The sequence below is a fragment of the Vibrio sp. SCP2 genome (assembly GCF_059295395.1).
The window spans coordinates 865670-877976 of the sequence record NZ_JCAFVV010000001.1 but is presented as its reverse complement, the minus strand read 5'-3'; the positions used below and the strand labels follow the sequence as shown (position 1 = coordinate 877976).

Here is a 12307-nt window from a genome sequence, read left to right as displayed (position 1 = left end):
GAGCCACTGTTTTTTTACTTTTCAAGATTAAGGTGTGTTATGTCGGCATCTTCTAATTTTAACATTGCTTTTTTTGGCGAGTGTATGGTCGAAATCAGTGGGTCTCCACTGAGTAAAAAATTCGGCGGTGACACGCTCAATACGGCGCTTTACCTGTCTCGTTTAACTCAAGATCAAAATGTCTCTGTGCACTATGCGATGGGGCTTGGTCACGATGAATTGTCTCAGAGTATGTTGGAAAGCTGGCATCATGAAGGCATTCAAACTGAGTTGGTCGAGCGCATTGAGAACAAACTGCCCGGCCTATACATGGTTGAAACGGATGAGACTGGTGAGCGTCACTTCCACTATTGGCGCAGTGATGCCGCAGCCAAGTTTTACTTTAATAGCGAAAGCCAAACCAAGCTTGAAGCTGCACTGGCTGATAAGGTGCTAGATGCGGTGTACCTAAGCGGTATCAGCCTTGCCATTCTAGACGACGATTCACGTCAACGTTTACTCGACGCCGTTAATACCTTCTCACTTCAAGGTGGAAAGGTGATATTCGATAACAACTACCGCCCGCAACTTTGGTCAACAGAGCAAGCGCAACATTGGTACGCAAAACTTCTACCTTGCGTCGCTATTGCTTTGATTACAGAAGATGATGATCACATTGTCTGGGGCAGTGAAGAGTCGGTGCAAGCGAGATGTCTCCACCTTGGCTGCAAAGAAGTGGTGATTAAGCGTGGTTGCGAGCCTTGTAAAATCATCACCACTAGTGAGCAAGGCATAGAAGAGCGTTACGTTGCGGCAAGTAAAGTGAGCAAGGTCGTCGACACATGCGCCGCAGGGGACTCGTTCGCCGCAGGTTATCTTGCCGCGCGCCTTACCGGCAAAAGTGCCAGTGCCTCAGCGCTATTAGGCCATCAATTAGCTTCAACCGTTATTCAATACTCAGGCGCGATTATTCCTGTCAGCGCGATGAGTGAACTTATTATTGGGTCAAAAGACCAGAAATAGAATCGGAAACTATTATGTCTCTACAAGCTACATCTCAAGAAATTATCAATAAGCTACAGCAGTTCAAAGTTGTCCCTGTTATCCAAATCAACAAGGTTGAACATGCAGTCCCTCTAGCCAAAGTTTTGGTTGAAAATGGCTTACCCGTCGCTGAAGTGACCTTCCGTACTGAAGCGGCAGCAGACGCAATCCGCGCAATGCGCGAAGCGTATCCTGAAATGTGCATTGGAGCGGGAACCGTACTAACGTCAGAGCAAATTGATCTAGCGAAAGAAGCAGGAAGTGAATTCGTGGTTGCTCCTGGTCTTAATCCAAACACGGTTCGTCGCTGCCAAGAGATCGGCATGCCTGTTGTTCCTGGAGTCAATAACCCAAGCCAAGTCGAGCAAGCACTAGAGCTTGGTTTAACCTTCCTAAAGTTCTTCCCTGCTGAAGCATCTGGCGGCATTAGCATGGTCAAGTCTCTGCTTGCTCCATACGTTGATGTGTCATTCATGCCAACTGGTGGTATCGGTAAACACAATATCAATGACTATCTAGCGATTGACCGAGTGATTTGCTGTGGTGGTACTTGGATGGTGGCTCCAACACTGATTGAGAACGAACAATGGGATGAGATCGCGAAGCTTGTCCAAGAAGCGGTTGCGCATGTTGCGTAATTGAATCGAACATTAGTAAATTTGGGATGACACGGATGAACAAAGCAACGTTAGCACTACTTATTTCAGGCTTAATGGCGGGGCAAACAGCGATGGCAATGGCTCCTAATACTGATCTTAATCTTATGCCTTACCCTCAGGAAGTCGAACTGGGGAAAGGGCAAATTGCGCTCGACAAAGATTTTAGTATCTATGTAAAAGGTTATGACTCTGAGCGTGTGCAATTCAATGTTAAACGCACGATGGAAAGGCTTTATCGTCAAACCGGTTTACCTATGCTTCATTGGCAAGCTGAGTCTGAGGAAGACGCAACCTTGGTGATTGATATTCGCAAGGCACCAAAAAGCCAAGTACAAGGCATCGAGAGTGATGAGTCTTACCAACTGGATGCCAAGAATGGTCAAATTGTTATCCGCTCTGAGCGCCCATATGGTGCGCTACATGGCTTAGAAACCTTCCTCCAGTTAGTGACAACGGATGCTAAGGGCTATCATGTGCCAGAAGTGTCGATTGAAGATGAGCCACGCTTTAAATGGCGTGGTGTTTCATATGATACGTCACGTCACTTTATTGAGTTCGACGTGATTTTACGTCAGCTTGATGCGATGGCATCGGCGAAGATGAACGTCTTCCACTGGCACATTTGGGATGACCAAGCGATTCGTATTCAGCTAGATAACTACACTAAACTCTGGTCTGAAACGGCAGACGGTGACTACTACACCAAAGACGAGATTCGTTATGTGGTGAACTACGCGCGTAATCTTGGCATTCGTGTTATTCCTGAAATCTCTTTACCAGGGCATGCTTCAGCGGTTGCTCATGCTTATCCAGAATTGATGTCTGGTGTCGGCGAGCAAGCTTACCCTCAGCAGCGTGGCTGGGGCGTGTTTGAGCCGCTGATGGATCCAACCAACCCTGAACTGTACACCATGCTCGAAAGTGTCTTTGATGAGGTAGTGGAGCTGTTCCCTGATGAGTACTTCCATATTGGCGGCGACGAGCCGAACTACAAGCAGTGGAAAGAAAATCCGAACATTCAGAAGTTCATTGCTGACAATAACCTAGACGGTGAACGTGGCCTGCAATCTTATCTCAACACGAAAGTGGAAAAGATGCTTGAGCAGCGTGGTAAGAAAATGTCTGGTTGGGATGAGATCTGGCATAAAGACTTGCCAACTTCCATTGTTATCCAAAGTTGGCGTGGCCACGACAGTATTGGTCGTGCCGCTAAAGAAGGGTATCAAGGGGTACTTTCAACGGGTTACTACCTAGACCAGCCGCAACCGACAAGCTACCACTACCGCAATGACCCAATGCCAGCAGGTATTACCGTTGACGATAAATTGCATAGTGGTGAGCGATTCGCAACTTACGACTGGGTTAAACCGCGCAATAAGGGCGGCCCACGTAAAGGTAATCTGACCATCATCGAAGCAAAAGATGGTACGTACCGCGCGTTTACCGATTACAATGGCAAGTCTCGCCAAGAAGTTCATATTCTTGAATATGTGCCGGGCAAAGTGTTCCGCGGTCATTTCGACAACTTTATGTCCTTCACCGAGTTCAACTATGAGTTTGCTGGTGGCAAGCTTAAGCCAAGTAGTTATCAGCTTATCGGTAACGTTCGCTGGCCTGCGACAGGTGAGCTAGTGGCAGGAAGTTCAATCAAGGGGTCTGTTATTCCTCAGCCAAACGGCGGCTACCCTGCTGAACTAACCAAAGATGAACAGAAACTCATCTTGGGTGGTGAAATTACCATTTGGGGTGAAAACCTTGACTCAATGACTATCGAGCAGCGTTTGTGGCCGCGTAGCTACGCGATTGCTGAGCGTTTGTGGTCTAGCCAAGAGCTTACTGATGAGCGCAGCATGTATCGTCGTATGAATGTGATGGATACGTGGTCTGAAGTCTCCGTTGGCTTACGTCATCACGCTGACGCCAATATGATGCTTAAGCGCCTCGCAAATGGTGCGGATGTGATGCCTTTGCAAACACTTTCTAAGTACATTGAACCTGCGCAGTATTATGCGCGTCACTGGGAGAAGTGGATATCAACGCCGAACAAAGGCGATCTTTACAACCAATATGAACGCTTAAATCGCTTCGCTGATGCGCTACCGGTAGAAAGCTTGGCGGTATATCAGATGAATGATTTGGTTGAGGCGTTTGCTAAGGGTGATAAAGCCGCTCTGGATACATTGCAAGGCCATTATCAAGCGGTGAAATTTGCAGCCACTCAGGCTAAGCCAATCTTTGCAGCGAATGTCGCGTCAGTTGATACGGTTGCAGTGGCAGAGGCAAGTGTGCGAGTAGCAGACTTAGCCTTAACGTTAATTGAAACGGCTAAGCAAGGTCACCAAGTTCGCGCAGCGGATGCGGCAGAGTATCAAGCATTGATTGATCAAAATGCCATCATCATTGATGAAACGATTGTCGCCATTGTTAAACCAACTGAGAGCTTACTTAAAACTCTGAGTAAATAATGGTTAAACCAATTGCCGCGAGGATCTCCGAGCGGCAAAATCCTTTTTATTTGGAAGTATTACAATGCAAGTAAGCGGTCACTTACGGTTTTTCATCGGAACCTACACGGATTCCCCGAGTCAGAGCCAAGGCATTGCTCAAGTCAGTTTAAACCCACAGACGGGTGAACTGACTCTCCTCGACGATTTCTACCCTCTACGTAATCCTTCTTACCTCAAACAAACCCGCCAAGCCCTATATAGTTTTTCAGAAGTTGCTCAGCAAGACGGCGCACAACTTGTCTGTATGCAAGGGGGCATCAATCACGCGCTGCCCATTTTAGGCGACTATCCTTGTCATTTAGACGTTTGTGAGAATAACCAATACCTAGCCGTTGCCAACTATGGCTCCGGTGATGTCAACGTGTTTGCTCTTGGCGATGATGGTGTACCAAGAGAGCTAGTGACGACGCTGTTTGAAGAGGGTAAAGGCCCCAATCTTGATAGACAAGCGTCCCCGCATGCGCACCAAGTCGTGTTTCAGCGCACGGAAAAAGCGTTGGTAAGCGTGGATTTAGGCAGCGATGCCATCCGCTTCTATCACATTGAGCAAAACCAATTTCTCTTGCAACAAACGCTAGCTTTAACACCTGGATCTGGGCCTCGCCATTTGGTGTTCAATCGCTCTGAAGATAAAGCTTATGCTGTGTGTGAGTTAAGCGAAACCTTGGTTGTGCTGACTAAAACAGACGCTGGCTGGCAAGTGTCACAGCAGTCAGACTTAATCCCAAATGGGGAGAAAGGAGAAGCCGCGTCCGCGATTAAGTTGTCGCAAGACGAGAGGTTTATTTATGTGTCATGTCGACAGCAGAACGTGTTGAGCTGCTTTGATGTTTCGCAACCTACAGCGCAATGGCTTGGCTTAACCGATTGTGGCGGTGATTTTCCGCGTGATTTTACGATTAGCGCTTGTGGCGAGTGGGTAGTCGTCGCCAATCAGCATTCCAATAACCTTGCTAGCTTTCGTCGTGATTGGAAGACGGGAGCCTTAGTCGCAACAGGATACCAGTGCCAAGTTGGTGCACCTGTCTGCGTAATTGAACAAAATAACGATTGAGAACAGTATGACAATTCACCGTATTAACCCTACAAAACGTTGGTCAGATGTAACGGTATTTAATGGCATTGCTCACTTTGTCGAAGTGGCTGAAACGGATACCTCCGCAGATATTAAAGGGCAAGTACAGCAGATTTTTGATCAAGCTGAGCAGATGCTAGCAAGCGTCGATAGCGATAAAACGCGTATTTTGTCGGTCACTATCTACGTGACTGACTTTGCTAACTTCGATTCTTTGAATGAAGTGTGGGATAACTGGTTTGTGGAAGGCACGGCACCAAGTCGCGCCTGCGTTAAAGTCGAACTTGCAGATCCTAACCTATTGGTTGAGATGGCGTTTGTCGCGGCTGCGGGTGAAAAATATCAGTAGCATTTGCTGAGCAGAAACGTAAAAGGTAGCGAAATCGCTACCTTTTTTGATCGTGTACTTGCTGCGTGATTACGCTTTTTGCAGATCGCGAGCTGGGTAAGTCAGTGTCATACCATCTACCGTTACTCGAACGTAGAAGCCGCCGCTGCTTAGACCAACAACCACCATCTTACCGAAATCAACGCCTTTTGTTGCGACAACAACATCATCAATTGCAAACATGGAAACACCTTGAAGTTAATGGATAGAATTAATCTCTCGGCGCGGATTTAAACAGCAATTGCTCCTGACAACTAATCAGGTTTTTTGTCGTCACAATCAAATAAATTACTTGTAGTGTGAGCTTACAATTTGACTACGCTTATTAGTTTAAATTGTTGTTTTTAAATGAGTCTACGTAAGCTTTATCTTCCTTCATAATATGGTTTTTAAGCCAGTTTTTGAGAAATGTCATCAACTCATCGCCGATGTCTTCCCCCCTTTCTACGCGACTTTGAAATTCCAAGACCTCTTTTACCAACTGTTGATGCGCCTCCACATGATGACTGGTTTGCTCGTAGTCGATTTGTTCGAACAAAACTTCTTCATAGGCAAAGTGGTTAGCCGTGTAGTCAATCAAACCCTGAACCACTCGCTTGATCGAAGACAGGCCATAATTATGTTTAAGCAGGTAATAGAGCTCGTTTATGAGATGGAGTAGGGCGCGATGTTGGCGATTAATCTCGTCTAAACCAATGTCGAGCTGTGCGTTCCATTCCATCAGTTTTTCTCGCTTAGCTTCATCGGCTTCTATTTGATTTTCGTCGGTAGCAAAGCGATGGAGTAAGGAATCAATCTCCCCAGACAAGTTACGCACCGTAATACTGGCGATCAGGGTTTCCTGCGTAGATCGAACATTGTTATCGGACTCTGAAGCAATAAGCGCTAGGCTATCTTGCAAGCTTTGAGTTTGACCTAGTTGCTGCTCAGAGGATTGAGCAATGTGTTGACCGTAAGTACGTACTTCATCGATTTGTAGATTAAGCTCTTTGAATGTGTGCTCTGCCGTAGATGCGATTTCTAATGAGCGTTGCATGCTGGATTTGTTTTCTTGCATGGTTTCCAACACGTCATCAGTCTTGGCTTGAAGATTGGTTATCTTATTGCGAATCTCTTCTGTTGCTTCTTGAGTTCTTTTTGACAAAGAACGGACTTCATCGGCGACGACGGCAAACCCGCGGCCTTGTTCACCTGCTCGGGCGCTCTCGATCGCTGCATTAAGCGCAAGCAAGTTAGTTTGTTCTGCGATGCCACTAATGGTCTCCATCACTTGGCTAATCTGCGCGGTTTCTTCCATCAATGACTGAAAGTGTTCATTGGAGTTTTCAATATGCTGATTGGCATTATCGAGCGCTGCTTCTAAGGCAACCATGTCATGGGTGCCCTGATCTGCTTTGGATTTGGCTTGATTAGCCAGCGTTGCGGTTGATTCACAGTAGTTAGAAACGTTTTGCGTGATTTCAGAGAGCTGGCTGATGATCTCTTTGGCGTTATCGACATCTTGTTTTTGCCCGAGCGCCCCCGTTTTGGAGAGGCTCGAATCTTCTTGTACGGTAGCCGCCACTTCGACTAAACGAGCCGTTGATTTGCGAAGTGCGTGTACAGTTCGAGATATGTCTTCACCTATTCGGTTGAAGATGCGTAATAACGGTGTATTGAGGGAATCTCTAGTATCAATCCTTACCGTAAGGTCGCCTTCTGAAAGATGGACAGCGGCTCGCTTAAGTTGGGCTAATAAACCTGCCATAGAAGTAATCGTAGAAACAACCACCAAGTGATACAGCAGCAAGAGTGCAAGCCACAACCATGATTGTTCAATGACGAGCTCAACAGCAATGGGAAGAATAAGCAAGGTTAGCAGCAGTGACCACTGCATCGAAGAGAGTCTATTTAGGCTAGAAAATAATGATCTGAACATACGCCAACTCCTTGGCCGGAAATCTGTTGCTCACTTCATTAAATTTAGGCGATAGTTACGGAATGACCTACCGAAATCAGACATTAAATTGATTAAAATTAAGTCTAAAGGGCTAGTTTTCTAAGTTACTCTCTTTAGTCTTCGTTTAGCTCATGGAAGGTAACTTGAAAATAGTCCCACACTAACTGACCGACAGGGCCAAGCGCTGTGGTTTTCTTGCGCGCAACGTAAATGGGTACGTTGAGTGGTTCGAAAATTGGAACAGGGATAAGCCCTAACTCACACTCGATTTCATGTGTGGCGAGTCGTCCCCAACCTAAGCCACTTTTAATCAGCGACTTTTTTGTTTGGTGATCAGAGACATACCACTGTAAGGCTTGCTTGACGATACCCGAGTCAGGGTTTGACTTGTAGGATGATTTAACCACGACTTGCGGGTATTCATACAAATCACTCTGTTTGATTTGGTCTAGCTTAGCCAAAGGAAACTGGTCTGAAATGAATACGGGCAAGCTCAGGTTATCAATGCGCTGATACTCCACCAACTCTTGGTTTAGCTCTCTTACGGCATAAATACCGATATCCACTTTATCATCCAACAACATACGCTCGCCTGAGGCGGTTTCTATGTCTAGATGAATCACAGTTTCTGGGTAGGATTGCTTAATGTGTTTAAGCAGCTCGGTTACTTTGCCGATCGGGAAGATCGCACTAATACTGATTTTGAGTTCACTTTCGACTTCACTGTTCATCTGACGGGCGAAAAGGTCGAACTCGTTGGCGGCATCGAGCAACCGCTGGATTTTTTGCAGCAGAACTTTGCCTTCTCTGGTAAGAGTCGGGCGGTAAGTGTCACGATCAAAAATCTCTATTTGATAGTGATCTTCAACCTGCTTAACGGAATAAGACACCGCGCTACGTGCTTTAAATAGCTTCTCGCTTGCTTGGCGAAAGCTACCTTCCTGATGAATCACGTTAACAACGTGCAAATGTTCTAAGGCAATCATGGTCTAATAATATGACCGTTGTGGTCTAAAAGCTATGCTTTTTTCGTTCATGTTTCTCTTTTAAAGTAACACCATCGCCAGAAAATACTCAGCTTAACCAAGCGGTTTGCTCGTACTGGCAGAAGATGACCAACTATTTTGAACATTTAGGAGTGAGACTATGACTTTCCAGATTTTAACGACCCCAGATAGCGCATTTGTCGATCTACCTGACTACCCATTTTCCCCCAACTATATCGAGGTTGAGGGAATGCAAATGCACTTCATTGATGAGGGCGAAAAGGACGCTCAGGTTATTTTTCTGCTTCATGGTCAGCCTTCGTGGAGCTACCTCTATCGCCATATGGTGCCTGTGCTCGTGAAGGCAGGGTATCGCGTCATTGTCCCTGACCTAATTGGCTTTGGTAAGTCTGATAAGCCAGCGACAAGTGATGTGCACACCTACGCAAATCATGTTCGTTGGATGACAAGTTTTATTCGTCAAACTGGTGTTCGCCACGGTGCGGCATTTATGCAGGATTGGGGTGGAATGATTGGCTTACGCGCTTTAGCGAATGAACCTCAATGGCTAGATCGTTTGGTGGTAGCCAATACTGCTCTCGCTGAGATGAACGGCTTAGAAAAGTTTATGGTGCCAAAAGTGTTGAAGGTAATGGCTGCTGCGGCAGGTAAAGCGACGCTCGATAAATTGGCAAACAAGATCAACTACGGCAATTGGGCTGGATACTTCAGACATAGCGAACAACTAGAGATTGGCAAAGTTATCCAAATATTGACGACCAAAGAGCTGAATAGTGAAGAAATGCGTGCCTACGATGCACCGTTCCCGTCACCTGAGTTCTATGCAGCACCACGAAAAATGCCTGAAATTGTTGCCGCTGAACTTGATGAAGTGAATAAGGATTGGAAAAAACTTAAGCAATGGCGCAAGCCTGTGTTGACGCTATTTAGCGATCAAGACCCATTCCTTGCAGGGCAAGGTTACGACGAGAAATTCCAGAACAATTTCCCTGGCGCTTCGGGTCAACCACATATCACGATAAACAACGCATCCCACTTTTTACAAGAAGATCAATCTGTCCAGCTAGCCAACAAAATGGTCGATTGGTTAGAGCAAACACAATATAAACAAGAGAAGGTAACAGCATGAAAGTATTAGCAATTGGAGCAAATGGCGTCATTGGGCAAGCCGTCGTTAACCAACTGAGTCAGAATCATCAAGTGATAGCGGTTGGGCATAGCCGTGGAGAGGTTACCGTCGACATTGAAGACCAAGCGTCGATTAGAGCTTTGTTTGAGCAAGTTGGTCAGGTAGATGCGATTGTTTCTATGGCGGGTAACGGTGAAATGGGCAGCATCGCAGACATGCCAAGCTCAGGCTATGCGGAGGTTCTGAAGGGCAAGCTAATGGGGCAAGTTAACCTCGTTCGTATTGGTCTGGAATATTTGAAAGAGGGAGGTTCTATTACCTTAACTTCTGGTCAGGCTGCCAACTACCCGATGGCGGGGACAGCGGCGATTTCTATTGGTGTAGCTGGTATTAATGCGTTTGTCGGTGTTGCTGCCTTAGAGCTTGAAGAGGGCAAGCGTATCAATGCGGTCAGCCCTGCTGTGGTTAAAGAGACTTTAGAGCAATGGGGTGTTGATAGCAGCACAGGAATTCCTGCAAGTGAAGTGGCTAGATTCTATCAACAAAGTATTGAAGGGAATGACAACGGGCAAATTTTTGATGCTGTTTTAGCTCACTAGTATTAACAAATGCAAAACGCCCAACAGATGGTATGTCTGTTGGGCGTTTTGGGGTCACATTGATTAAAACAATAGAACCTATACCGTTTGGACTATTGAGAATGTATTGTTATTGCAATCAATAATATGAGTCATTAAGCCGCCCCAAAACTGCGGTTCAGGAGGCCCGGTAAACCTGACATCGCGCTGAATCAATGTTTCAAAGAAGCTGTGTATGTCATCAACTTCTAAGCTAAAACCCAAGAATCGACCACACTCAAATTCTCCGATTTCTTCCACTTCGAGCAATAACTGAACATTGTCTAACTGATAGCCAACAAATCCGTCATTTGCGCTGCCAAAGACCTTATGTAATCCCAGTTTGTGGGTGTAAAACTGTTCGGATTCTTCAACAGATTTACACGGAATACGCATTGTGTTCATTTTCATCAGTGTGATTTCCTTATCAGACTTTGTTGGTTTCAACTCAGCGAGCCTTAGCTTGGCTTTTAACGTATTTCTTTACTTTCTTCATTGCCATTTGGCGTTTCAGGGGCGACAGGTAGTCGATAAATAAATTACCAGAGAGGTGGTCTATTTCGTGCTGCATCACAATGGCTAGGAACTCATCACTTTCAACTGTGATCGGATTTCCCTCTCGATCTAGCGCGGACACAACCACTGAAGTAAAACGTTCAACTTCAGCGTAGTAATCTGGCACAGACAGGCATCCCTCTTGACCAAAGGCTTTGTTTTCACCACTGACGACTTCCGGGTTAACTAGGATTAGTGGCTCATCTCTGTTATCTGAAAGGTCAATGATCACCACCGCCTCTTTACGACCTACCTGTGTAGAAGCCAAACCAATCCCGTTGTCAGCCGCATACAGGGTTTCGAGCATATCGTCGATTAGAGTTTGTATTGACGCGATGTCCGTGACTTTCTCAGCGGTTATCTTGAGGCGCGGATCTGGGGCAGTGAGAATATCTAATACAGCCATTTCTTCATTCTTACTAAATTAAATCATAGGGTTAGTTTAAAACCTTCATGACTTGCTATAAAGCCTAATTGCTCGTAGAACCTGATTGCGTCTGGACGAAGCTTGTCACTGGTGAGTTGAACCATGCTACAACCTTTTTTTCTCGCAAGCTCTATAGCATGTTCGAACATACGTTCTCCGAAGCCCAAACCTCGGTATGTTTCATGGATTCGAACACCTTCAATAAGGCAACGCCAACTACCAATATGAGTGAGATAAGGAATAAACGTTAGTTGTAGCATGCCGACAAGTTGGTTTTGTTTCTCTACCACCAGTAGAAGGTTGTTTGGGTCTGCATCAATTGCCTCGAAAGCATCGATGTAGGCATTGTTCAAAGGCAGGGAAGGGTCTTCTCTTTTATTACCTAATACGTCGTTGGCAAGTAGTGATACAAGATGCTCCAAGTCACTCATAACTGCTGTTCTGTAGTCTAGTTGCATTTCGGCCTCCTTCATGTTCGGCTCACTAACTTACAGAAAAAACTATTCTTTGGCTATTTTCAGGATCTTGAAATTCCATAAGCACACCCTCGTGTTTGGCTGTAGAGATGGCATCAATGAGCTGTTGCAGTTGGTCTCCGTTCTCATCAAATTTTTCTGCCAACTTCTTCGGCATCAACTTGGCGACAGTTTTGGCTGCAAAAAAAGGGACAGATACACTGTCTTCTATGTGGCCATGTTCAAGCGAATAGGTATCTATTTTTAGTTTACGCATGCCGAGTTCCTGTGCCGAAAGTTAGAAAATATTCTAACCAACTGGAACACTATTTCATTGTTCGTAACCGATAGTTGAGTGCTTGGTTGCATAATTAAATTAGAAGAGCTTCACCCGCTTTCCCCCTTACTTTCACAAAATTTCTCTTCGTCTATTCCACAAATCTGATACAGATAGCTTTATTAATAAAATGTAGTGATGTTTTATATGCTTTGTTAATGGTGTTTGTGCTCTAAAAAAGCCAGACAT

Annotated in this window: 14 protein-coding genes; 7 read left to right on the top strand and 7 right to left on the bottom strand. The window is 45.5% G+C overall.

The features are described 5' to 3' along the window. Positions 1-39 precede the first annotated feature (39 nt). The 5 genes from AC5O63_RS04205 to AC5O63_RS04185 all read left to right on the top strand — a co-directional run bounded on the left by AC5O63_RS04205 (position 40) and on the right by AC5O63_RS04185 (position 5613). Positions 40-1002, top strand: coding sequence for a sugar kinase (locus AC5O63_RS04205; protein ID WP_494504027.1), 963 nt, complete (start codon positions 40-42; stop codon positions 1000-1002). A 14-nt stretch (positions 1003-1016) separates the two neighbouring features. After that, positions 1017-1661, top strand: coding sequence for a bifunctional 4-hydroxy-2-oxoglutarate aldolase/2-dehydro-3-deoxy-phosphogluconate aldolase (locus AC5O63_RS04200; RefSeq protein ID WP_069668829.1), 645 nt, complete (start codon positions 1017-1019; stop codon positions 1659-1661). 35 nt (positions 1662-1696) lie between these two features. Beyond that, on the top strand, positions 1697-4147 hold the full coding sequence (locus AC5O63_RS04195) for a beta-N-acetylhexosaminidase (RefSeq protein ID WP_494504026.1): 2451 nt from the start codon (positions 1697-1699) through the stop codon (positions 4145-4147). Positions 4148-4211: 64 nt separating this feature from the next. Next, a complete protein-coding gene (locus AC5O63_RS04190; RefSeq protein WP_494504025.1) occupies positions 4212-5243 on the top strand; it encodes a lactonase family protein in 1032 nt (343 codons plus the stop codon). 7 nt (positions 5244-5250) lie between these two features. Next, positions 5251-5613 carry a RidA family protein gene (locus AC5O63_RS04185; protein WP_239854198.1) on the top strand — a complete coding sequence of 121 codons (363 nt, stop codon included), beginning with the start codon at positions 5251-5253 and terminating at the stop codon, positions 5611-5613. A gap of 69 nt (positions 5614-5682) precedes the next feature. On the opposite strand, the gene AC5O63_RS04180 is transcribed toward AC5O63_RS04185, so the two are convergent. The 3 genes from AC5O63_RS04180 to AC5O63_RS04170 all read right to left on the bottom strand — a co-directional run bounded on the left by AC5O63_RS04180 (position 5683) and on the right by AC5O63_RS04170 (position 8577). Continuing rightward, the gene (locus tag AC5O63_RS04180) at positions 5683-5835 is read right to left on the bottom strand and encodes a hypothetical protein (RefSeq protein WP_004746464.1); all 153 of its coding nucleotides are present in this window, start codon (positions 5833-5835) and stop codon (positions 5683-5685) included. Positions 5836-5977: 142 nt separating this feature from the next. Beyond that, the gene (locus AC5O63_RS04175; RefSeq protein WP_494504024.1) at positions 5978-7570 is read right to left on the bottom strand and encodes a bacteriohemerythrin; all 1593 of its coding nucleotides are present in this window, start codon (positions 7568-7570) and stop codon (positions 5978-5980) included. Positions 7571-7704: 134 nt separating this feature from the next. After that, a complete protein-coding gene (locus AC5O63_RS04170) occupies positions 7705-8577 on the bottom strand; it encodes a LysR family transcriptional regulator (protein WP_494504023.1) in 873 nt (290 codons plus the stop codon). Positions 8578-8737: 160 nt separating this feature from the next. Here AC5O63_RS04170 and AC5O63_RS04165 point away from each other — a divergent pair, with 160 nt between their 5' ends. Both AC5O63_RS04165 and AC5O63_RS04160 read left to right on the top strand, forming a co-directional pair. Beyond that, positions 8738-9727 carry a haloalkane dehalogenase gene (locus tag AC5O63_RS04165; protein ID WP_494504022.1) on the top strand — a complete coding sequence of 330 codons (990 nt, stop codon included), beginning with the start codon at positions 8738-8740 and terminating at the stop codon, positions 9725-9727. Further along, complete coding sequence (locus AC5O63_RS04160; RefSeq protein WP_494504021.1) at positions 9724-10326, top strand: short chain dehydrogenase; 603 nt, start codon at positions 9724-9726, stop codon at positions 10324-10326. Before AC5O63_RS04165 ends, AC5O63_RS04160 begins: the two co-directional genes overlap by 4 nt. A gap of 78 nt (positions 10327-10404) precedes the next feature. On the opposite strand, the gene AC5O63_RS04155 is transcribed toward AC5O63_RS04160, so the two are convergent. Genes AC5O63_RS04155 through AC5O63_RS04140 form a run of 4 tightly spaced genes read right to left on the bottom strand, consistent with a single transcriptional unit; the run spans position 10405 to position 12058 of the window. After that, complete coding sequence (locus tag AC5O63_RS04155; RefSeq protein ID WP_239823937.1) at positions 10405-10755, bottom strand: VOC family protein; 351 nt, start codon at positions 10753-10755, stop codon at positions 10405-10407. Between the two features lie 37 nt (positions 10756-10792). Next, a complete protein-coding gene (gene def / locus AC5O63_RS04150; RefSeq protein WP_494504020.1) occupies positions 10793-11305 on the bottom strand; it encodes a peptide deformylase in 513 nt (170 codons plus the stop codon). Positions 11306-11328: 23 nt separating this feature from the next. Beyond that, positions 11329-11784: a GNAT family N-acetyltransferase gene (locus AC5O63_RS04145; RefSeq protein WP_494504019.1), complete on the bottom strand. Its 456-nt coding sequence runs from the start codon at positions 11782-11784 to the stop codon at positions 11329-11331. 25 nt (positions 11785-11809) lie between these two features. Then, complete coding sequence (locus AC5O63_RS04140) at positions 11810-12058, bottom strand: hypothetical protein (protein WP_494504018.1); 249 nt, start codon at positions 12056-12058, stop codon at positions 11810-11812. Positions 12059-12307 lie beyond the last annotated feature (249 nt).